Here is a 21,574-nt window from a genome sequence, read left to right as displayed (position 1 = left end):
AATCAATACAATGAAACTGAAATTAAGCATCCTGGACCAGACTCCAGTTATTAAAGGCAGTAATGCTGCTACTGCGCTCAAAAACAGTTTGAACCTAGCCAAAATAGCTGATGAGCTGGGTTATCACAGCATTTTATATGCAGAACACCATGGTGTGGAAGCCTATGGAAGTTCCAGTCCGGAAATCCTGGCAACAACGGTTCTTTCCAATACAAAAAAAATCAAAGTAGGCACCGGAGGAATTATGCTTCGAAACTATTCCGCTTTTAAAATTGCAGAATGGGCAAAAATGCTCGCGCTACTCTATCCCGACCGTTTTATACTTGGTTTGGGAAAAGCTCCGGGAGGTCTGAAAGATGCAGTGCTCGCTTTAAATGGTCATAAACTTCCTATTCTGAATAATGTGAATGAAAAACTGGAAGAAATCATTGCTTATATCAAAGAACAAAGCTATAAGGGTGCTGAGCTATTTGCCCAGCCGACTCATATCTCAACATTGCCAGAGGTCACTTGGCTAGGCTCCGGAGAAAGTTCCGCTAAAGAAGCTGCAAAATTTGGTATCTCCTACTCTATGGCTGATTTCATTGCAGAAGGATCAAATACCGAAATCCAGAAAATGTATCTGGAAGAATTTAACCCTACAGGATACAATGATCTCCCTTCTTTTCAGGTAGCTCTCTCTGTTTCTGTTGCTGAAAGTCTTGAACAGGCACGCCGGAATGCATATGGAATGGTATATCAGTTCGTAGAATCCAGAAATATTTTAGCCCCTAAAGCATTGAAACCTTCTGAAGAGGTAGAAACACTTATTAACAACAGTGAAGACGAAGAATTGTTCAACGCTCTGCTTGATAAAGTCATCATAGGCACTCCGGAAACCATCCATTCAAAATTGAAAGCAAAAGCATTCCAATACGGAACTCATGATCTGGTATTATTATCGAATATGTTCAACGAAGGAGACAGGATTTTCACCTATAAAAGTATTATTGAGCAAAGGCCATCGGATTAAAAACATCAGTTCCTTTTATGATCAAAGTAAGATCATACCTCAATTCATGACTTTGATCTTCTTTCCGGCTTTGTTCAATATAGCCTGGGAAGAATATTTTCCATCAAGATTCTGAAGCGTTTCTTTCAATTCCAGATAATGGCAAACATTAATACCTGAACATTGATTCTATTTCAGGTTCCTGGATTCCAGCTCCTGTTCCAATGCCTGATCTCGTCTGGTATACTGAACTCCCAGAAGACCTGCAAAAAATAGCGGAAAAAGTGTAAAAAATCCAAATCCGTTCTTTACACTGCTGTATACTGCAATACCAATGAAAGCCCCTATAAGAGCAGCATTTATTATTTTCCCAGATTTAGATTTCTTCTTTTTCTCTAAAAGCTCCTGATCAGTTAATTCATTTAATTTTTTTTCGTTCATGGTTATAGTTTTTTAATATGAATCCCCTACTAACTTATAAATTTTCTCCTTTTAGTAATAGAAAATTTTCAGCCTGTTTAATTGGCTGCAGGATCAATAAGTTCTGTTGTAATTCTTAAAGATTTTAAAAGATTTTTATCATTAAAAAACAATGTTGAATAGTGTTTCCCACTTTTAAAAATCAGCTCTGACCCTTCTGGAAATTCACTGTCAGCGCTCAGTTTCTTAGCTTTTGCACCATATTTTTTGAATTTAATTTTAGCTTCCTCCAGTGTTGTTTTATTTAGAGTAAGATTATAAGGTAATCCACCTACGATCAATACTTTATCATCAGGGATTTCAAAAAACATTTCATTAATAACATTATTTTTTCCAAGGCTAGAATATAGCTCCAATCCTGATTCTGTAATCCATTTGGCATATTTTTCCTCGTTGGCATCTTCATAAAAAACAGTTCCCGTATGTAATGCCTTCGAGATTTTATCCGGTGTCTGCGGAAAAATAAATTCAGTATTTTTATCCAGTAAGGAGTTCAAAGCTGCCGTTTTTTGAGAAAATGCAGTTATACTCAAGAACTGAAAAAGTATTGCTAGAGTTAAAGTGGACGGTTGTATCTTCATATTGACTGTTTTTGATGGTTTTTCAGCTTTAAAGATAATAAAATTAGGAGAAATGGTCAGGAAGCTGGAGGATAGATGATGGAAGTTGCTATTTGGCAGACAATTACTGACAGACAATGAATTTAAACTATTATCTTTTAAAGAAATCAATGCTATTGTTTATCCTATTTTAATATATTTTTCTTTAGTTCTGATAAGTCTTTAGCTTCAGACTTTTGCGCCTGACCCCTTTTTTCTTCAACAATGACAGACTTTTGATCAGCAGAACCGGAGAAAAATAATGTAAATTTGCATTACCCTGCCGCAAAGGTCAGGTTTTTAGTTTTTAATAGAATGAAAAAAGCAGCATTTTCTTTACTGGCACTTGTTTTACATCTGGCCTGCCAGGCACAAAATTTTGACGTTATTCCATTGGGTATTTATGGAGGAGAACAGGAGGACAATTTATCCGCTTATTTAGTCGGAGCCACCCAAGACAATACATTTCTTTGCCTTGATGCCGGAACTGTAAATACCGGAATCCGAAAAGCAGTTGAAGAGAAAAGTCTTACCGGTCCGGAAGAAACGGTTCTTAAAGATCAGATCAAAGGATACTTCATTTCCCACGGTCATCTGGACCATCTGGCAGGGCTTATTATCAATTCTCCAGCTGATGCCAAAAAAGATATTTTTGCTATCCCATCAGTGGTTCAAATCCTGCAGAATCATTATTTTATCACAGATACCTGGATCAATTTTGCAGATCAGGGACAGAAACCGATCCTTGGAAAGTACCATTATAATGAGCTTCAGGAGGGAGTGGAAATCCCGACACAAAAGACATCTTTTTTCTTAACAGGATATGAGCTAAGCCACGTAAATCCGTATAAAAGCAGTGCGGCACTTGTAAGAAACAATGATCATTATCTGCTTTATCTTGGTGATACCGGTGCCGACAGAATCGAAAAGTCTGACCGCATGGATAACCTTTGGAAAAATGTAGCTCCATTGATAAAGAAGAAACAACTGAACACTATATTGATTGAAGTTTCTTTCCCGAACAGCCAGCCTGAAAATTTACTGTTTGGCCATCTTACCCCTGATCTATTGGTGGAAGAACTCAAAAAGCTAAAAGAAAAAACAGGACAGAAAGATCTGGAAGGTCTTACAATTGTAGTGACCCATAGAAAGCCTACCGGTGATAATCCTGAGATCATAAAAAAAGAGTTATTGAAAAACAATCCTTTAAAGGTAAAATATATTTTCCCTGAACAAGGTAAAAGAATTAATTTACCTTAGTAACAGAAAGCGATGAGACATAAGTTTCATCGCTTTTTTATTGATACGGATGGATTTCCCCTTCGATTAATTGATTATATCTCCTTTATTGTTTTCCAGTTTTTCACGGAATTTATGAAGATCTTCAGGATTGGGCTTAGTCCAGTCAGTCACTTCCCCAATAATTTTCAATGGGGCTTCTGAACGGTAAGAACGGGTTGGATTCCCTGGAAATTTTTTATCAGTCAGATTCGGGTCATTTTCAAAATGCCCTGTTGGTTCCACAATATATACCCGCTCAGATCCAATTCCCTTTGCTAATGCAGCCGCAAGTCCTGCACCATTTACCAATGCTGTAAAATAAATATGATTCATTATGAATTCTGACTTATAATTAGAATGCCCACCTGCCGTTAGCAGATCTCCTATTTGCAGGTCAGCTCTGGTTCCATGATAAAAAGGACCTTTATCAAAAATTTTATCTTTCACTGATATCGCCAACTCATTATACTCTTTTGATTTTTCCGGATCTGAAAGTTCTTCGTAGCATTTAGCCATCTTTACATAAAGGGTGTAAAAAGAGCTCCCGGCAGTATCATCATTTGCTTTTAAAGCATACTGTAGCGCTGTTTCGAGCCATTTCAACTGATCAGATGGTGTTTTTTGCTGTCGTGCTATATAATATGCAGAAAGAAATTTCTCAACATCGTTTGTTGCTTCATTCCAGCCTTGCATAAATAATTTTTCCGCTTCTGCAGGTTTATTTTGTTCTTCCATACTCATTCCCTGAATACAGAGCTTAACAACAGTATTGAACGGTGAAAATTCCATAGTATAAATATTTTGTTTCAGATTTTTGAAATTTCTGACAATAAGAGTTCTAATTCCTTTTCCATAAATTTACAAAAATACGTCAATCGTATTGGGTTCAATATTTTGGATTCCTAATGCGCAGCACTGGTATTGAAGCTTTGTTCAAGAAAAGTCTCGGTTGAAATCCCGTGTTTTTCAAAGTCAGAAATAATCATTTCTTTCAGTTTCTGAAATCTCTCGGCAGAGACTCCATCCAGTTCTTTTGCGGCCATATAAAAAGATGTACCCTTATATTTCTGTAGAACCGAACGAACGGCTGCATAGTCCATATTTTCAAGGATTTTATCTGTAAAATCACCTTTTAGAGGCAAATCAATGGAAGAACTGAACTCAATCGGTCTGAATGTGGCATCTTTTGATGTCTGAACATTGGAAGGAGGAAATGACTCATGCGGATTATAAACAGTGAGATAAACAGAAGCACCACTCCCATCATCCTGACTGAATATACTCTTATTCATTATAGCAAAGAATTTTTCAGATTTATTGATCACTGCCAGATGATAGGCAACACTGTCAGGATGTTTGATGTACTTTTCAAGAATTTCATTGTCTTCTATACGCCGTAAACCCATAATCTCTATTTTCGGTATATAGGGATCTCCACCTATCTCCGGAACAAATTCTACAGAAGCTCCCCGATCATTGGTAAAAAGAGTTACAGGGCCAAACTTCAGAGAATAATCTGCTGCAACTTTCTGTGCCTGCCGGAAGTTCTTCTCATAATCAGATTCTATCTGAAACATTGATCTGGTGAGCGATCTTGCTTCTTCTTTTCTTTTGTTTTGGATGATCTCTGTACCACAGGTACGTGCCAATATCAACACAGCAGAGAGAATTGACAAAGGAATGACAATATATTTATAGTTTCGTTTCTTAGAAACCTGTAATTGTTCTACAAGACGGGCTGCTTTTTCCTGTAATTTATTTTTCTCAATATTTTCGTCATGAGTTTGCAAAGGCTGTCGGGCCCTCTCTTCCAGATTCCGAAAAAGTTCATCCCTGAATGCAGTGAATACTGCAATATCATTCACTGATTTTTGATTCCGGGGATTAAATTGCCACACCAGCTTTTTACCATTATTCAGTTTTATCCGCATAGAAGGTGGTGGAGCCTGCAAAAAGTTATAAGGCGGAATACTGTGGATATCTTCATAACGAATACGGCCATGCTTTTCTGAAGTAAAACCTTCATGATCTACTACAAGCGTATCCGTTTCTGCAGATATTTTGATAAACCGGGCCATACAATAAATTACAGCTCCGATTCCGAGGGGAATGATGATCCATAACCCCCACGGAATGGTATCCAAAAGAACCGTACTCAGTAAAATTACAATCAGAGGAATACCGAAAAAAGCCAGCAAAACATATAAACCTCCTTTATTGTTCTGGTATTTGAATGTAAATTGTTTCATGATCCGGTATTTATCTCAAATTATATGATGCCCATAAATTTAATATAAACCTGCTACATCCTAATAACTGATCTTATTTTTTTTAATTTAATTCAAAATACTTTCATCAAATTAACATCAGAATATTCAAAAGGCTATTTTCAGCCTTATCTTCTTTTCTTAAGGTTTCCAGAAAGACCAGACCGTTCCATTAAAAACGGCAAGCTGATGAGCGAGGATGTCATAAGCTAATATTCCTGCAGCAGGATTTATAATGTTTAAATGAGGACTTTTCATTTTGGGAAGAATCATCGCTTTATGATATCAGCCAGTACCAAAATTCCTGGAGTCATATTTGTACTGCTACTCCTACCAATGGTTACCTTCGCTGTTGTTGATTCTGATTTTTTTAATTTTTTAAACATTATCAAAAATTGAATACAGTCATCGGATTCATTTTATTTCGTTTTAACAAGCAGAAAAATTTAAACCCAACTGAAATGAGATTAAGCTTAAAAAAAATTTCAGATTCTTTATCTTCAAAGTTTTATTCTTTGCCCCCAGACTATGTGATTCTACCATCATCTTCATGATAATGATCTGTATAAAAATCCAAAAATTAATAGTATATTTAAAAGATATAGCCTAGGCTATTCAATCCAAAAGAAAATCAATGAAGCTACTGACTTTTATTTTACTATTTCTAGTATCAGGAATATGTAATGCGCAGGATCATGAAATCCCTCAAAACATTCAATCTGACTTTGAGGGAGTCTGGATGTATAAAACTGAGTACTTTACCAATTCTATAGATATCAGATTTGAAAAAGGGAAAAATTTTGCGACTTTTACAGATATTGGAACCGGTGAAGCTCCGCCAAAAACACTTAAAGCCACTGTAAAAGGGAACCTGTTAATTATTCCAGCCCAGCAACACCAGAACGACTATGTAGAGGCCGAGGTTATCAAAGGAAAACTCTATCTCAGAACAAGGCAGGTACTTTGGGATAAACAAGGGAATACAACCGGCAATAAAGGGAGTTCTGACCAAAGAATTTTTAAACGCATCACTAAGAAAAGATAAACAAATATAAAGCACTCATTTACATTTTAATAAAAAATATGGATAAGGAACTGATCAAAAAAATACAGGATAAAAAACATTATTACAAGAATATTGAAGCTTTGGAAAAACACCTTGATCAACATTTTAAAAGTGAAGAAATGACTGTTTTTCATGAAATGCTGTCACTGGATTTTCACCTTGATGTTTATTTTATTCAGCCCGAAGACGAGGATTTCAATATGCTGATTACTTCCGGAATGAGCCTGCTGGAAATGAATGTTCCTGACAGTATCGAAAATAAGGAAGATTATGCTTTTGCAGAGCTTTTAATTCTACTTCCTAAAGATCTGAAGTTTGAAAAAGTCTTTCCAAGTGAAGGAAAAAATGACTGGATCATAAGTATGATAAAAGAAATGGCCAGATTCCCACATCATATGGACACTTTCCTCACTGAGGGCCATAGTTTACAGGCATGGAGCGATATTGCAGAGCCTTATGATGAAAATACCCAGTTTACAAGCTGTATTTTATTACCTTCTGCAACTTTTGATGATGATTTTATGCAGATCGGTAGTGAAGACAGGATCATTAATCTGTACAGCCTGTTCCCACTCTATAAAAATGAACTGGAATACAAAATAGAAAACGGTTACGGTAAATTTTTTGACTTGTTAATAGAAGGCAACCTGCCTGATATTTTTGATAACAACCGTAAAAATTTAGTAGATTAATAATATAGGCCGGAAGTGATGTAGTTCCTGAAGAGAACCACTCGTCTTATACTTCCTGCTTCCGGTCATTATTTTTTTCTGATGATAATATCTCCTTCCGATAATCTGATCTTTTCATTATTGATACTCAACTCAATCCATTGAGCAGGATCATCTGATTCACAGTCGTTTATTATCCGGTAATCAGAATATCCGGTATTGAAATCCGGCAGACTCCAGATATCATCAACTGTTCTTTTATTGATCTCATAACGGTCAAACATATCCAGTAAATGAATACTGTCTGATAAGTCTTTCTTCAACTGAATATTAGATTCCTTATCGATTCCTTTATGGATCAAGTCATTCAGAGTATCAATTTCTTTGGTGATCAACTCCTTTGCTCTCATAATTATCTTTATTTATGCTTTTTACAAAAATAATTAAATATCAGCAATCATCTTAAAATCATGGCTGTGTTTGTCATAAAAAGATTAATTTTAAAGCTAAAGACCCCGGTTCAAACCAAACGGCTTCAGACAGTCATTATTTCAGGCTTTACTTATTAGGGGAAAACCAGCAACTAAAAGACATATACATACCCAAAGAGGATTATAAAAGAATTAAAGAAGGTTCTTCAATCAGTCTTACTTATTTGAAATCGTGGATCTCCCTGTAGAAGGTCTTTATGAAAACGTAAAATTAGAATTCTTTCGTTCTTTTTGTGGTGAAAAAATGGGATCATATTAAAAGACTGCTGTCCTTCCGTTAAATATTTACATTTCAATGGACAGTACAAACAATTTGTAAGATTTTATCCAACATTGTCTTTCAAATACCATCATTAATGTGCATTTTTTCCGAAATTTGAACATGGCTTTATTCTTAACTCCTGACAATGTCTATAAGTTGTACAATATTGATCCTTCAAAAAAGATGGAAGGTATTGTTATTCTCCATCAGCAAAACCATCCCGGAAAAGAATATACAGCACATACCCGTATATTTGACGGATTACTGCTGGGTTTCATGATACAGGGAACTATGAAGGCTCAGATTCATTTTCTTGAATATGAACTGAATGCAGGTGACATTGCTGTTCTGCAGCCGCAATTAATGATTGATACAAAATCACTGAGTGAAAATGCAGAAATAGTTACAATCGGGCTTTCTTTAGATTTTATAGCAGCCTTTCCGATCCTGCGTGAGTTTGTGATCAACGACAAAGTCCGATGGCAACCCGTTGTAAAACTTCAGCCTGAAGAAATTGGATTGCAGAAAGAATTGGTAACCCTAATCCAAAATTTCTATCATAAAAATCCGAGCCCAAGGAAAACTGAAATGCTTCGTTATCTTGTCATTGCACTCATGTGCATGATTTCTGAAGCTTATTCGGAACTGAAAGATCAAAACAGCTTTACCAAGAGCCGCACCCATGAAATTATTGACAATTTTTATCTATTGATCTCAAAATATGCACCTCAACAACGGAGTGTAAAGTTTTATGCAGAAAAGCTACATTTAACTCCTCAATACCTGTCTACATTTCTAAAGCAGAAAACAGGAAAGTCTGTATTACAATGGATTGACCATGCTATGATCTTACATGCTAAAACATTACTCAAATCCACCCATTTATCTATCAAACAGATCAGCCATGAATTAAATTTTGAAGATTCAAGTGTATTCTGCAGATCTTTCAAAAGGATTACCGGAGTTTCACCAAAGGCTTTCAGAAACGGATAACCCACACTATTCATTAATTACACTCTGCTAAAACCTCAAGCAATATCTTAAAAAAAGACATATTTAAATCGCTGGAAATATTAATAAGCCTACAAAAAGCTTACAAAGTGTATATAAAACCCATAAAAGTGTAAAGGAAATACCCCTTGCCCCGTTTTACTTTTACACCATGAAAAATTCTAAAAAAAAAGCAGCGATCGGGTTCATATTTATAACCCTGCTGATCGACATTACAGGCTGGGGAATCATTCTCCCGGTAGTCCCCAAACTGATTAAAGAACTTATTCACAGCGATATCAGTGAAGCAGCAAAATATGGAGGATGGCTGGGGTTCGCCTATGCTTTTACCCAATTTATATTTTCACCTTTGATCGGAAACCTTAGCGACCGTTTTGGAAGACGTCCTGTTATTTTAATTTCTCTTTTTGGGTTTGCTGTAGATTATATTTTTCTGGCTCTTGCCCCTTCTATCGGCTGGCTGTTTTTAGGAAGAATTATTGCCGGACTAACGGGAGCCAGCATATCGACTGCAAGTGCTTATATCGCTGATATATCAACGGATGAAGACAGGGCCAAAAATTTTGGAATGATAGGAGCTGCCTTAGGGCTTGGATTTATTATCGGACCTGTCATTGGCGGGTTACTGGGACATTATGGAGCAAGAGTTCCGTTCTATGCCTCTGCCGGACTGTGTCTTTTAAATTTTCTTTATGGGTATTTTATTCTTCCGGAAAGTCTGGATAAAAGTAAACGCAGACCATTTGACTGGAAGCGCGCCAACCCAATCGGATCCCTGAAGTTTTTAGGAAAACATCCTGAAGTTTCCGGCCTGGTCTTCGCTCTGATCCTCATTTACATCGGGATTCATGCTGTACAAAGCAACTGGCATTTCTTTACCATGTATAAATTTGGCTGGACCGAGCGTATGGTTGGGGTTTCTCTTGGAGTACTCGGTTTATTATTAGGTTTGGTACAAGGCGTTCTTATACGTTGGACAACACCTAAATTGGGAGAGCACAAAAGTATCTATTACGGGTTGATTTGCTATGCGATAGGATTATTCTTATTCTCCTTTGCCACTCAGGGATGGATGATGTTTATTTTCCTTATTCCATACAGCCTGGGCGGGATCTGTGGTCCTGCCCTACAATCGGTAATTACTAAAAATATTACTTCCAATGAGCAGGGTGAACTGCAGGGAGCATTAACCAGTTTAGTGAGCGCAACTTCAATCATAGGTCCTCCGATTATGACAAATTTATTTTATTATTTCACGCATGATGATGCACCATTCAGCTTTTCAGGAGCGCCATTTTTCCTGGCATCTGTTTTAATGATGATAGGAGTAATAATTGTATATGTTGTCTTTCAGCGAAAAAAAGGAAAGTAATTTGAATATTTAAATGAAAAAAAAAGGTCTATATCATCGGCCCTGCTCTCCGAAGCCTCCTGACTTCGGAGCTTTTGCCTCAAACAAGTAATATATTGTATTTCAATACATAAAAATGCTGTTAAAATTTATACTGCTGAATTTTTATATAGTATTTTATACTGCATTTAAAAGCTCAATTTTTGCAAGTAATGAATCTATACTTCTATAAGTTTCTTTAAAGCTGGCTGTATCTCCAATTTTATAATACAGTAATGCCACTTCCTTTTTATAAATATTTTGGTGATAAATGTATAATTCAGGAATTAATTTTTCAACTTTTTTGATACAGTCTTTAGATAGATCAATATCCTTCGTTAGATAATAATCAGCCATTTTTAAAAGTAATTCGGCTTTAGTAGTGATATTGCATAAATCGTTTTCCAGACACTCAAGAAATAACTGTTTATTATCCATACACATGAGGCATATTAAACGCCATATTTTATGAGAATATTCATCTTTTCCTTTTTCCAGAACAGCTGAAGCTTCTTTAATATGCCCATTTCCTGCCAAAATCACAGCATAATTATTGGCTGAAATATTATCATTCCTATTTTGTTTCTGAAGATATTCCTGAATACCGGTAAGGCTATATAAAGGAGATACAAAACTACTGAAATCTGCTCCTTCATAAGAGTTTATAAGCCTTATATAATCATGAGAATGAGTTTCCAATAATGCATCTTTCTCATTTAAGAGCATGTGTGTTTCACCAATTTCATGTAACCCTTTTTTATGGTCTATTATCTCATTAATACAAGTTTGAAATTCATTATGATATAAATCCAGCGCCTCGCCTGTTTTACCATTCTTTAGAAGGATATTTATTAAAAATAATTTATTGGAAATAGAGAGCTTTTGCGTAGATAATTCTTTCAATATCTTTTCAGCTTCTGAACCGGTATTATTATCAGCAAAATGCAACAAACCATATGTAATGGTCTGTTTTTCTGAATCAACATCTGAAGATTCCAATTGTTTCAATATGATATCAACTACTTCATTGTCATGCATTATGACTTTATTAATAACATCGTGAGAATACGAAAAATAAAGTTTCTCTTTTTCAGTTATTATTTTTTTGCACAATTCTTCAATAGAAAAGAAAGCTTCATAATATTGTTTTGCTTTGTTAAAATCCTGGCCTTCTTTAATTTGGTCCAACCAATATTTTGCTTCATCTTTATCTCCTCTTTCACAAAATAGCCAAAATAATGTTTCGACTTCATCCATATCAACAATGTCCTCTGTGTAGGATTTTAAGTACTCTTTGAATGGGTCTATATTTTTAATTTTATTTAAACAGGCAATTAGATCAGAAATCAGCTCTTCTTCATCTAATTTAGATTGCATTTCTGCATATATTTTCTCACCCAGAATGACATCAGAATTATAAAGTAAAACAACTAATTCTTCCACAAATTCATCAGTTAAGGCATTAAAATTGTTTTTTACTTCCTCTTTGGTTAAAATTGATATTATTTCTTTCATATTTCACATTAATTACCTATAAAATCCAAACTTATGTATTATTTTACTACAAATAACACTAGTTCAATGGATACTTTACATAATATATGTTTTTTATAACCAGCATTCTGTAAATCTAATTTTATAATCCATTGTCGTCAATATATTTTTCAAATTATATAACTGCTTTCATATAAAAGCAAAATACTATTCTATTTTTTCATTCAGTCACTATCATCATCTTCCTAGTTTCTGTCTTTCTCCAAATCCAAATTCTCTTTATCCTCTGTATCCTTTACACTCAAAACAATGATATTCAATTGCTTTAAATCTCCTCCCATTTTTAAACTAAATCCTGACGAAAGCCCCTTCTGCTGCAGGATAGAAAAAATATAAAATTTTATTTAAAAATATTTTGTTGGTAACTAAAAACGTTATATATTTGCACCACTGAAAACAACGATACAATCGGAGTTTAAGGAGAGTTGGCAGAGTGGTCGATTGCGGCAGTCTTGAAAACTGTTGACTGTAACAGGTCCGGGGGTTCGAATCCCTCACTCTCCGCAATAAAGCAGAAAAAACCTACTGATTACAGTAGGTTTTTTTATTTACGGAAAATAATCCATATTTGGCTGATCCACAAGTAATATATCCGCGAGGAAGACACTAATATACCTCATCAGCCATTGGCTAAAGTAGCCTGAAAACAATCCCAGACAGAAATCGCAAATGCGATGGATCCCAAGATTGAAAGGACTATCAGAAAAAAGTTCTGATAGTATCAATAACTAAAGCAGGCTTAAGAAAAATATGATATGCTTTCTTATCTTTATATGAATATGGGAATGTAGATTTTCTTCAAGAGAAGTATTTGCTGTAATTTTTAAAAGGAGACCAGGATAAGCCCATCATACTTTATAAACCAACTCAAAAAAAACAATTCTGATAAAGAAGATCTAAATGTATAATTAACATATTTCATTATGATTACGGAAGTAATTTTCCTTTCTTAACAGAAAAAAATCATCTTTAAAAACAGCCTACAAATTTTATTTGCAGGCTGTCTTCTGTTCTCTTTATTAATTAACAAAGCGTGTGATAAACACTATTCTTTTATCCATTTGCTATCTATAGCTGTTATCCAAAAACACTTAAATTTTTGACAATATCTTTATTAGCATAGGGAGGAAAAACATCCAATTCAAGGTCCGGATTTCCGATTAACATGGCTTTTGTATTGCTTAATGCATCAAATCCGGCTTTTCCGTAATATTTTCCCATTCCAGAATATCCCACTCCTCCAAACGGAAGACTGTCTATCCAGCAATGCAGATTAGTCTGATTAACACATCCTCCTCCAAATGAAACGGAGTTCAGGAAATAATCAATATTCTCCTGGTTTTTACTGAAGATGTAGGCAGCAAGTGATTTAGGTTTTCTTTTGATGATCTCTACAATTTCTTTAAAATCAGAATAAACCATTACAGGTAGTACCGGACCAAAAATCTCCTGTTGCAAAGCAGGATCTTCCCAAGTGCTTGGATATAGAATTGTAGGTTCTACATATCTGTCCTTTACGTCATATCTCCCACCTAAAACCACTTTTTCAGGAATAATATAGGAAACCACCCTTTCTGTGTCATGCTCGCTGATCATTCTTGCAAAATCAGGACTTTGCTGCGGATTGTCTCCATACATTTTTATGGTTGCTTTCTTTAATTTATCAATAAAAATATCTGCAATACTTTCATGAACATACACATAGCCCGGTGCTATACACCATTGCCCGGAAATAGCATTATGCCCCCACGCAATTCTATCTACAGCAATATCAAGATTTGCAGTTTCATCCACAACAGTAGGATTCTGACCTCCGAGTTCTAAAATTACCGGTGTAAGATTTTCTGCAGCAGCCCTCATGATTACCTTTCCTACAGTGGAACTCCCTGTGAAAAATATGAAGTCAAAAGGTAACTTTAATAGCTCCGTGATTTCTTCGCGTCCTCCGGTAACGATATTCACTGCTTCAGGCTCAAAATATTGTGGAATAAGCTCCGCAAAAAGCCTGGCAACAGAAGCTGTGGTATTGGCCGGCTTCAGGATAACAGGATTGCCGGCAGCCAGTGCAGCAATTGCAGGGTCTAAAAGAAGTAAAACAGGCGCATTAAACGGTCCTATAACCAGGGCTACACCAAAAGGCTCTTTATAAATAATTCCTCTGTTCCCTGTTTTTTCAAGTCCTTCAGGAATAGCAACCTGTTCCGGAGCCATCAGTTTCTGCAGGTTTTCTTTGTAATATTTTATATTTCCTAAGGGGACAGTGATTTCAAAAAGCTGTTCGAAAGGTGGCTTATTAAAATCTGTTTTTAAAGCCTGGCAAAATGCGTCCTGATTCTCGACAAGCATTTTTTCAAGCCTGTTCAACTGATCCATCCGCCATTCATAAGTTTTGGTGGCATCTGTGAAGAAAAATTCTCTTTGTGCGTCAAAAATTGACTGATATTTGTTCATCATTTTACATTCTAGTTTTTAATTGGCCTGTCCTATATCAAGACGTGAGATTTTTCCATCTGCATCGAAATGGAATTTAAAATAGGTTCTGAAATCTCCCCAGCTTTCTGTATGAAAGTTTCCGAAGATCTCTTTTCCGTCATTTTCTACTTTATCAATGCTTGTAAAGCGCTCGTGTCCACATGCATCTTTTACAAATTTTTGAAAATCTCTGGGATTTCCGTCATCATATAATTTTGCATCTGTTGTGAAGTAAGATAAAAAAGTCTGATTATCTCCTTTTTGCCATGCCTCAAAGACTGTCTTTACAGTATTGTTTGTTAATTTACTGGTATCCATATTATTATTTTGTTGTGTTTTATTTGTTTTGCTATTTGATGAAGATTTTTGCTGCCCACAGGCTGTAAAGCTGAACAAGCATATGGCAATAATTACTAAACTTTTCATGATTATGTATTTTTTAAAGAATATTGCAGGTAAATAATAATCAGGTTCATGAGTAAAAACGGAAGTTCGATAAGAACACCTTTCAGGTCTTTATCCAGAAGATGAAGGCAGATGATGAGTAAAATTCCTGCGGTCATTAAAAAGCTGCCCACATAAAGGTTTTGGGAAATAAAATCAGTAAGGCCGCAATCATTGTAATGGCACCATTTACCGCCAATCCAGTTTTATCAACACCTTATTTACCAAATACTTGCATCACTTCAAGCTTTCCAGAAAGCATGACCTATCGTTGTTTAACTCTCATAAATACAGCTATAAGCACCAATGCTGAGTTTATAATTTTTAGTATCATCCTTGTTTATTTTCTAAACTTTTAATTGATTCTATAGCTTATGAATGAACCCAAATCTAAGATTTTCTATGCTCAAGCGGAGGTATTGAATATATAAAAAAAACTAACGCAAGAGTCTGCAATAATATCACTGATACTTCTGGATTACTTCGTGATAATAATAGCCGCTCTCTTATATTTTCTGTTTTCCATTTACATAATTAGATGTAAAATCCGGACAATCATAAACAAGTTTATAATCATCCAGATTTTTAAATTATACTTAAAATTATTCAGACAATGCTTCAATGACCAGCTGCGATGCCAGGTAGCTGCTATGTTGCTGTTGAGCTGTAATCAATCTACCATCTCGTACAGCAAAAGGTTCCAATGCACCCGCCACTTCAAAGGTAGTATTTTGGTTTTTGCGAGCTTCAGTTTCAATAGTGTAGTCATTTACTTTCATTCCGAACATTTGGTTAATCATATCCTCTTCGCTGTCAGCAAAGCCTGTCCAAGTTTTTCCATCAGCCAGAAGGGTTCCATCACTTAATCGTGTCCATAAAAGCAATGATGTTCCATGACAGATCAAACAGGTAATCTTACCGTTTTCATAAAAATCTGCAATGAGTTTATGCAATTTTAAATTATCTTTAAATGTAAGCAAAGGAGCTCCGCCACCTGCCACACAAATAGCATCATAATCATTTATATTGATTTCGGAGATTGCTTTTGTATTTCGCATCCATTTTCCAAATTCTTTATGGTGTACAAAACCGATGCTTACCAAATCGTTAGGATAAGCTCCTTCGGGATTTTCGGGATTGCTGTGTCCATCAAATTTAACCTCTCCTCCATCGGGTGAAGCTACATCTACATCATAACCTGCATTGATAAAGTCATAGAAAGGTCTTGTCATTTCTTCAGCAAAAAAACCTACCTCCATACCATGGAGACTGGCAACATTGGAAACAAGACATAATATTTTTTTCTTTGGGTAACTATGCTTCCCATATCTTTTGATCACATTATTCTGATTATTCATAATTATATTTTCTATAAAACAATTGGTGCATAATGCACCAATTGTTTAAAATTATCAAATTATCGTGTAGTATAACCACCATTTGCAAAAATTGTCTGTCCAGTTATCCACCAGCCGTCAGTTACTAGAAATTCTACTAATGGAGCAATATCTTTAATATCCGTCAGCCCTCCTAATGCTGCTGCCGATTTGTGATAAGCTACTGCATCTGCGGTTTCCTGACCATAGAAGAAAGGGGTATCCATAGGACCTGGAGCTACTGCCGTTACAGAAATTCCTCTGCCGCCGAATTCTTTTGATGCCGCTCTTGTAAAATGCTCTACCGGTGCCTTAGCTCCTGCATAAGTTGAATATAATCCTGTGTATGCAGCAAGTAAAGACGTAACAACAGTACAGATTTTCCCATTGTCATTCACTTTTTTCCCAGCTTCCTGAAGAAAGAAATATGCTGATTTTGAATTAACTCCGAACATCGTATCATATTCGGCTTCGGTAGTTTCTACAAATGGTTTTTTGAGTACCATACCGACCGTGTTGATGGCAATATCAATTCCTCCGAAAGTTTTAACGGCTTCATCAAAAAATTTTGTAATGTTTTCTACTTTAGTAAGGTCTCCCTGAAATAAGAATGCTTCAGCTCCCAAAGCTTTTACCTCTGCCAGAGTTTTTTCACTTTCTTCTCTGGAACTTTCACTGTTATAATGAATTGCCAAATTAGCTCCTTTTGAAGCAAAGTCTTTGCTTAATAGACCTCCGAGGTTTTTGCCACCTCCTGCGATAAGGACAGTTTTGCCTTTTAAATCATTGTGTTTCATAATATTTGTTTTATGTAAAACAAATCTAACAAAAACTGACGGAATATTCCGTCAGTTTTTGTGTTAAAAAAATATTAAATACTGATGGCGTCCCAAGACATCTCTATAAACATATCAATTACTTCACGGTCAATTGTCATTTTTTCATCAATAGCCCATAAGATCCATCCATTGATGGTACTGAAAGTAAAAAGCCTGAGATGCCTAGATGTTAAAGGTTTAAATAAATGTTCTTTTATGCCTGCTTCAAACAGCTCATCAAATTTTAGAAAATCTTTCATTGCTACTTCATGAATATCCTTAGTTAATACAGGAGATGCAGCAAATTGATAAGAAAATTGAAATTCAAGAGGATGCTCCAAAAAGTAACTAATCACTCTTTCCCATAAAAAATTAAATTGCGTACGAATACTACCTACCGCTTTGTAGTTTTTAAAGATATATAAAGACTCTTCAGATTTTTGTAAAATCCAAATTTGTTGTACTATATCTTCTTTACTCTTAAAGTACCTGTAAACAGTTCCTATACCAACTTTAGCTTCAGCTGCCACCTGAGCAATCGTAACTGCATGCAAACCATGAATGACAAACAATTTCAGACCGGCTTTTAATATCTGTATCCTTTTCATAAAAATCTAAGTTCCAAATTTATAAAAATAAACATCTTTATCAGATGATTTTTTTCCTATTATTTATAATAATTCATGAATTAATACTTTCTTATCTTGAAACTACAATACTTTAAACTAAATAATCAAACATTCTTGATTATTCAAGTGATAAGCAATATACGATGTTTTTCATTGGATTCTATTTGACTACTTGAAGATCCAAAACAAACATACTTTAAGTTATTAACTTCGATACCGTAAACAGTTTACTTTTATTCTTTCAATGGAATGCTGAAATTACAACAATAAATAAACGCAACATTGAGCTGCGTTTATTTCATCAATTCGAGTTTTAGAATCTTATCTGAGAACTGGATAACAAATTATTAATCATTATATAAAGGGAACAAATGTAGAATGATTAAAGTTGTTTAATTATTTAATCTGCTTACTTATTACCGTGTACAGACCTATTCACAGTTTATCATAAAATCATTCTTTTGTTAGAAGAGTAAGCTATTCGAGAAGTATACTGTTAATTAACTAACAATCTTTTTTAGATCTAGATCATCTTCATAAATCTTAAATAAGCTTCTATTACATTTTTGTTAAAAACAGCAGGTCTGATTTCTGTATCTTTTAAAAAACGTTCTGTATTACTGCTTTTAAAATAATAAGTATTTTCATAGGCTTCAACAAGGGATTTGCCCTCATGTACATCATCAGTAAACAGATAGAGCAGCGAATAAATAGGTAATTCCTGGTTTCTTCTCCATTGTTCAAACCAATTTCTGAAATCAAGCCCTGTCATTTCCAATCCGCAATAATCACTTATACGAACACAGAAATCAGTAAGCGATAGATCATGCTCAGGCAAAGGATTCAAATTAAAGTTTAATCCTACTGCATCAGGTTTCCGGCTGATGTGTGCCATCGCTTTACACACATAATCAACTGTCACAACTTCATCCTTAAGCCCCATAACCAAAGGAAATGCCTTCAACTCGATACATGAGCGCATAAGAGAACTCCACCATTGATTTAAAGGAGTTGCCCCTGTCTTTCCATGGCACACAACAAAACCTAACCTGAAATTGATCAAAGGAAGCCCTTTTTCACGCGCTTTGGAAGCCATACTTTCCATCACCCATTTACTTCGGATATACCCCATATCACGGCACACTGCAGGCAGGTTCTGTTCGATAGGATCGTCTTCCGTCATCCAGGTTTTTCCAGTAAAGCTTCTTCCCCAGCTATATACTCCCATTGAAGAAGAAATGATCAGGAATTTAGTTTTATCATTGACCGCAAGATGTAGTATGTTAGCCATGCCATCAACATTTGGTTTTTTAATATATTCATATGGCTTTACATAACTTACATCACTTGCCATATGATAAATAACCTCAATATCACTCAACAGCTTTTCATATAATTTTTCATCAACTCCTAATTTTGGATGAGTAAGATCACCCAGAATAATTTTTATTCTGGCCTCATATTCTGGCTTCCAAACCAGTTTGAATTTTAAAAATGTACTTTTAATACGTTCTAAAGCAAGAGCTTCATTTTCAGCCCGCACAAGGCAGTAGATCGTTGCTGATGGATTTTTAGGAATAAGCTCTTCCAGTAAATGTGAGCCTACAAAACCTGTTACTCCTGTAAGAAAAATCTGGGAAGGATTAACTAAAATCTGCGGATCTGGCTGAACAGTGATCTCAAAATCAAAAGGCAGCTCGGCATCTTTTAGCAGCTGCTCTTCTACAAGGCGTGCTTTCTGTTGCTGGCTGACTTCATTCTGTATCAATCTATTCTCCGCCTCCTTTACAAAAAGACTAATGGTTGGATAACGATACAATTCAGGAAGTGATAACTTTTTCTGGACATTAAGAGGAAGACGTTCATTTAGCTGGGCCAGCATCAGGGAGTGGCCGCCAAGATCAAAAAAGTTATCGCCATCATTGATGTCTTCCAAATTCAGCAAATCCATCCAGATTTCAGTTATCTCTTGTTTAAGATCTATTATATCAACCTTTTCCTTCACCTTTCTTACATTTTGCTGTAAAGGAATATGTAATTTACTTTTATCTATCTTTCCTGTTAAAGTCAAAGGAAGTTTATCATACAGAATAATTTTTTCAGGAAGCATATAGGTTGGTAAGCTTTGTTTTAACCGGGTCCGGATATCTTCAAGAGAAATACGTTCTTTATCATTGTCATACAACTCTAAAAATGCAACAAGTACCGGCAATCCTGTCTGTGGACGATGAACTTTTACAGCTACATTGGCCACTTGTGCAAGCTGCCCTATATGATGTTCAATTTCTTTTAATTCAATTCTAAATCCTCTTAACTTAACCTGATCATCAAACCTTCCCACAAACTCTATATTACCGTCTTCTCTCCAAAATCCGCGGTCTCCGGATTTATAGAGGCGATAATCTACCCCATATCTTTGTTTAATCCATTGTGGTGCTTCAATAAAGACTTCTGCTGTCTCATCAGGCTTATTAATATAACCTTTCGCCACCTGCTTACCCCCGATATAAATTTCACCTGTGACCCCATTTTTTTCCTGTTCAAGATCTTTATTAAGAATATGGATATCTGCACTGTCCAGAGGTTTACCAATAATATGGGGATTGGTATCATCCTGTTTAAACTGATGACTCACTACACTTACAGTGGTTTCTGTAGGCCCATATACATTGATAAGCCGTACACGATTACACCAGTTTTTTATCGTCTGTTCCGAAGGAACTTCTCCGGCGATTGATAATGTATGAAGACAGCCAATGGAAAGGTCTGCCGGAAGAGTACTCAATACAGCCGGTGGAAGATAAGGAACAACATCAATATTATGGTCAACAATAAAATCAAGTAATGGCTTTCCTATTATTTTATTGTCGGGATACAAAAACAATGTAGCTCCTGTGAACAAAGGAATCCAAAGATCTATGATGGAAACATCAAATCCTGTTGAACTGAACTGAAGTGCTCTGTCTTTAGCTGAAAACCCCCACAGCTCTGTAAACGACTTCACAAAAGTATAGAATGCTTCATGATGAATTTCCACTCCTTTTGGCACTCCGGTACTCCCCGAAGTATAGATAATATATGCAGTCTGCATTGGGTTTATCTGGTCGGGGTGTACAATCTCCATATGGTTTACCGGCGGTTCATAAACCATCCCATCCATATTTAGGAGTTTAAGGTCCATTCCTAAAAACTTGTCAATATAAGTATTTCCGGTAATGATAAGTTCTGTACGGGCGTCTTCCAGCATCATTTTCATTCTGCTTTCAGGAAGTTGTCCATCAAGAGGAATATATGCTGCTCCGATTTTAAGGACTGCCAGAAATGCTATAATCCGATCTATAGACTGCGGCATACATACCGATACTGATGTTCCTGCTTTCAGTTGTAAAGTAAGCAGGCAGGAAGCTACAATATCGGAACGTCTGTCCAATTCCTTATAAGTGATGCTTACACTTCCAAACATTATAGCCGTTTTTTCGGGAACTGATTCACTAACGGCATTAAAAAGTGAAATTACATTTTTAAAATGATTTTGTTGATTGAGAAAATCATTATTAAGATTTTCATGAATGATTTGGTGTTTCATTTTTATTAGTTTTTGGATTAACAATTATCATTATTTCATTATTGAAAGTCCAGCCAGAATAGCATCATGCAGAATTTTTTTCCGTAAAAATTAGTGACTTAGAGCCCACAACAACAATTAAGCAATAACAACACATAAAACAAATATAAATTATAAAATTTAATCATAATAAAAATATGATAATTA

The 21,574-nt window shown here is 35.5% G+C and carries 19 protein-coding genes, 1 tRNA gene and 1 pseudogene; 7 read left to right on the top strand and 14 right to left on the bottom strand.

Annotation, left to right across the window (positions count from 1 at the left end; genetic code table 11):
* The first annotated feature begins 10 nt into the window (after positions 1 to 10).
* Positions 11 to 1,012, top strand: a complete 1,002-nt coding sequence (locus WH267_RS23605) for an MsnO8 family LLM class oxidoreductase (RefSeq protein WP_340011415.1) — start codon at positions 11 to 13, stop codon at positions 1,010 to 1,012.
* A gap of 168 nt (positions 1,013 to 1,180) precedes the next feature.
* On the opposite strand, the gene WH267_RS23600 is transcribed toward WH267_RS23605, so the two are convergent.
* Together WH267_RS23600 and WH267_RS23595 are read right to left on the bottom strand one after the other, a co-directional pair.
* Positions 1,181 to 1,432: a hypothetical protein gene (locus tag WH267_RS23600; RefSeq protein ID WP_340011414.1), complete on the bottom strand. Its 252-nt coding sequence runs from the start codon at positions 1,430 to 1,432 to the stop codon at positions 1,181 to 1,183.
* 77 nt (positions 1,433 to 1,509) lie between these two features.
* Entirely contained in the window at positions 1,510 to 2,052 is a 543-nt protein-coding gene (locus tag WH267_RS23595; RefSeq protein ID WP_340011412.1) for a hypothetical protein, read from the bottom strand.
* Between the two features lie 333 nt (positions 2,053 to 2,385).
* Here WH267_RS23595 and WH267_RS23590 point away from each other — a divergent pair, with 333 nt between their 5' ends.
* Positions 2,386 to 3,330, top strand: a complete 945-nt coding sequence (locus WH267_RS23590) for a 3',5'-cyclic-nucleotide phosphodiesterase (protein WP_340011410.1) — start codon at positions 2,386 to 2,388, stop codon at positions 3,328 to 3,330.
* Between the two features lie 66 nt (positions 3,331 to 3,396).
* Here WH267_RS23590 and arr read toward each other — a convergent pair whose 3' ends face one another.
* Both arr and WH267_RS23580 read right to left on the bottom strand, forming a co-directional pair.
* Complete coding sequence (arr, locus tag WH267_RS23585) at positions 3,397 to 3,810, bottom strand: NAD(+)--rifampin ADP-ribosyltransferase (RefSeq protein ID WP_340011425.1); 414 nt, start codon at positions 3,808 to 3,810, stop codon at positions 3,397 to 3,399.
* Between the two features lie 443 nt (positions 3,811 to 4,253).
* Positions 4,254 to 5,600, bottom strand: a complete 1,347-nt coding sequence (locus WH267_RS23580; RefSeq protein WP_340011409.1) for a hypothetical protein — start codon at positions 5,598 to 5,600, stop codon at positions 4,254 to 4,256.
* Between the two features lie 652 nt (positions 5,601 to 6,252).
* Here WH267_RS23580 and WH267_RS23575 point away from each other — a divergent pair.
* Positions 6,253 to 6,663: a DUF6705 family protein gene (locus WH267_RS23575; RefSeq protein ID WP_123947274.1), complete on the top strand. Its 411-nt coding sequence runs from the start codon at positions 6,253 to 6,255 to the stop codon at positions 6,661 to 6,663.
* A gap of 38 nt (positions 6,664 to 6,701) precedes the next feature.
* Positions 6,702 to 7,376 carry a suppressor of fused domain protein gene (locus tag WH267_RS23570; RefSeq protein ID WP_340011407.1) on the top strand — a complete coding sequence of 225 codons (675 nt, stop codon included), beginning with the start codon at positions 6,702 to 6,704 and terminating at the stop codon, positions 7,374 to 7,376.
* A gap of 68 nt (positions 7,377 to 7,444) precedes the next feature.
* Here the strand turns inward: WH267_RS23570 and WH267_RS23565 are convergent, their stop codons facing one another.
* Positions 7,445 to 7,765, bottom strand: coding sequence for a hypothetical protein (locus WH267_RS23565; RefSeq protein WP_340011406.1), 321 nt, complete (start codon positions 7,763 to 7,765; stop codon positions 7,445 to 7,447).
* Positions 7,766 to 8,228: 463 nt separating this feature from the next.
* On the opposite strand from WH267_RS23565, the gene WH267_RS23560 reads away from it, so the two are divergent.
* Entirely contained in the window at positions 8,229 to 9,101 is an 873-nt protein-coding gene (locus tag WH267_RS23560; RefSeq protein WP_340011405.1) for a helix-turn-helix domain-containing protein, read from the top strand.
* A 169-nt stretch (positions 9,102 to 9,270) separates the two neighbouring features.
* Complete coding sequence (locus WH267_RS23555; RefSeq protein WP_340011403.1) at positions 9,271 to 10,491, top strand: TCR/Tet family MFS transporter; 1,221 nt, start codon at positions 9,271 to 9,273, stop codon at positions 10,489 to 10,491.
* 156 nt (positions 10,492 to 10,647) lie between these two features.
* Here the strand turns inward: WH267_RS23555 and WH267_RS23550 are convergent, their stop codons facing one another.
* Positions 10,648 to 12,024 (bottom strand): hypothetical protein, encoded by a 1,377-nt coding sequence (locus WH267_RS23550; protein ID WP_340011402.1) that lies wholly within the window; start codon positions 12,022 to 12,024, stop codon positions 10,648 to 10,650.
* 458 nt (positions 12,025 to 12,482) lie between these two features.
* Between WH267_RS23550 and WH267_RS23545 the strand changes: the two genes are divergently transcribed.
* Positions 12,483 to 12,567 (top strand) — tRNA-Ser (locus WH267_RS23545).
* A gap of 92 nt (positions 12,568 to 12,659) precedes the next feature.
* On the opposite strand, the pseudogene WH267_RS23540 reads toward WH267_RS23545, so the two are convergent.
* From WH267_RS23540 to WH267_RS23505, 8 genes and pseudogenes are all read right to left on the bottom strand, one after another.
* Positions 12,660 to 12,813 (bottom strand): annotated as a pseudogene (locus tag WH267_RS23540) (conjugative transposon protein TraJ); the annotation flags it as partial.
* Positions 12,814 to 13,140: 327 nt separating this feature from the next.
* Positions 13,141 to 14,517, bottom strand: coding sequence for an aldehyde dehydrogenase family protein (locus tag WH267_RS23535; protein WP_340011400.1), 1,377 nt, complete (start codon positions 14,515 to 14,517; stop codon positions 13,141 to 13,143).
* A 15-nt stretch (positions 14,518 to 14,532) separates the two neighbouring features.
* Positions 14,533 to 14,961 carry a nuclear transport factor 2 family protein gene (locus tag WH267_RS23530; protein ID WP_228438907.1) on the bottom strand — a complete coding sequence of 143 codons (429 nt, stop codon included), beginning with the start codon at positions 14,959 to 14,961 and terminating at the stop codon, positions 14,533 to 14,535.
* Positions 14,962 to 14,963: 2 nt separating this feature from the next.
* Positions 14,964 to 15,113, bottom strand: coding sequence for a hypothetical protein (locus tag WH267_RS23525; protein WP_228438909.1), 150 nt, complete (start codon positions 15,111 to 15,113; stop codon positions 14,964 to 14,966).
* A 468-nt stretch (positions 15,114 to 15,581) separates the two neighbouring features.
* Complete coding sequence (locus WH267_RS23520; RefSeq protein WP_340011398.1) at positions 15,582 to 16,337, bottom strand: type 1 glutamine amidotransferase domain-containing protein; 756 nt, start codon at positions 16,335 to 16,337, stop codon at positions 15,582 to 15,584.
* 59 nt (positions 16,338 to 16,396) lie between these two features.
* The gene (locus WH267_RS23515) at positions 16,397 to 17,152 is read right to left on the bottom strand and encodes an SDR family oxidoreductase (RefSeq protein WP_340011396.1); all 756 of its coding nucleotides are present in this window, start codon (positions 17,150 to 17,152) and stop codon (positions 16,397 to 16,399) included.
* A gap of 74 nt (positions 17,153 to 17,226) precedes the next feature.
* Positions 17,227 to 17,781, bottom strand: a complete 555-nt coding sequence (locus tag WH267_RS23510; RefSeq protein WP_115973231.1) for a TetR/AcrR family transcriptional regulator — start codon at positions 17,779 to 17,781, stop codon at positions 17,227 to 17,229.
* Between the two features lie 544 nt (positions 17,782 to 18,325).
* Complete coding sequence (locus tag WH267_RS23505) at positions 18,326 to 21,388, bottom strand: non-ribosomal peptide synthetase (protein ID WP_340011394.1); 3,063 nt, start codon at positions 21,386 to 21,388, stop codon at positions 18,326 to 18,328.
* Positions 21,389 to 21,574 lie beyond the last annotated feature (186 nt).

Origin of the sequence: Chryseobacterium sp. MYb328 (assembly GCF_037572595.1) — a bacterium.
Classification (GTDB): Bacteria; Bacteroidota; Bacteroidia; order Flavobacteriales; family Weeksellaceae; genus Chryseobacterium; species Chryseobacterium pennae.
This window is presented reverse-complemented; position numbering and strand designations above follow the sequence as displayed.

Excerpts from the sequence above, each read along its gene's own strand:
- WH267_RS23605 (WP_340011415.1), top strand. The coding sequence starts at position 11 with ATGAAACTGAAATTAAGCATCCTGGACCAGACTCCAGTTATTAAAGGC.
- WH267_RS23600 (WP_340011414.1), bottom strand. The coding sequence starts at position 1,432 with ATGAACGAAAAAAAATTAAATGAATTAACTGATCAGGAGCTTTTAGAG.
- WH267_RS23595 (WP_340011412.1), bottom strand. The coding sequence starts at position 2,052 with ATGAAGATACAACCGTCCACTTTAACTCTAGCAATACTTTTTCAGTTC.
- WH267_RS23590 (WP_340011410.1), top strand. The coding sequence starts at position 2,386 with ATGAAAAAAGCAGCATTTTCTTTACTGGCACTTGTTTTACATCTGGCC.
- WH267_RS23580 (WP_340011409.1), bottom strand. The coding sequence starts at position 5,600 with ATGAAACAATTTACATTCAAATACCAGAACAATAAAGGAGGTTTATAT.
- WH267_RS23575 (WP_123947274.1), top strand. The coding sequence starts at position 6,253 with ATGAAGCTACTGACTTTTATTTTACTATTTCTAGTATCAGGAATATGT.
- WH267_RS23570 (WP_340011407.1), top strand. The coding sequence starts at position 6,702 with ATGGATAAGGAACTGATCAAAAAAATACAGGATAAAAAACATTATTAC.
- WH267_RS23565 (WP_340011406.1), bottom strand. The coding sequence starts at position 7,765 with ATGAGAGCAAAGGAGTTGATCACCAAAGAAATTGATACTCTGAATGAC.
- WH267_RS23560 (WP_340011405.1), top strand. The coding sequence starts at position 8,229 with ATGGCTTTATTCTTAACTCCTGACAATGTCTATAAGTTGTACAATATT.
- WH267_RS23555 (WP_340011403.1), top strand. The coding sequence starts at position 9,271 with ATGAAAAATTCTAAAAAAAAAGCAGCGATCGGGTTCATATTTATAACC.
- WH267_RS23550 (WP_340011402.1), bottom strand. The coding sequence starts at position 12,024 with ATGAAAGAAATAATATCAATTTTAACCAAAGAGGAAGTAAAAAACAAT.
- WH267_RS23535 (WP_340011400.1), bottom strand. The coding sequence starts at position 14,517 with ATGATGAACAAATATCAGTCAATTTTTGACGCACAAAGAGAATTTTTC.
- WH267_RS23530 (WP_228438907.1), bottom strand. The coding sequence starts at position 14,961 with ATGAAAAGTTTAGTAATTATTGCCATATGCTTGTTCAGCTTTACAGCC.
- WH267_RS23520 (WP_340011398.1), bottom strand. The coding sequence starts at position 16,337 with ATGAATAATCAGAATAATGTGATCAAAAGATATGGGAAGCATAGTTAC.
- WH267_RS23515 (WP_340011396.1), bottom strand. The coding sequence starts at position 17,152 with ATGAAACACAATGATTTAAAAGGCAAAACTGTCCTTATCGCAGGAGGT.
- WH267_RS23510 (WP_115973231.1), bottom strand. The coding sequence starts at position 17,781 with ATGAAAAGGATACAGATATTAAAAGCCGGTCTGAAATTGTTTGTCATT.
- WH267_RS23505 (WP_340011394.1), bottom strand. The coding sequence starts at position 21,388 with ATGAAACACCAAATCATTCATGAAAATCTTAATAATGATTTTCTCAAT.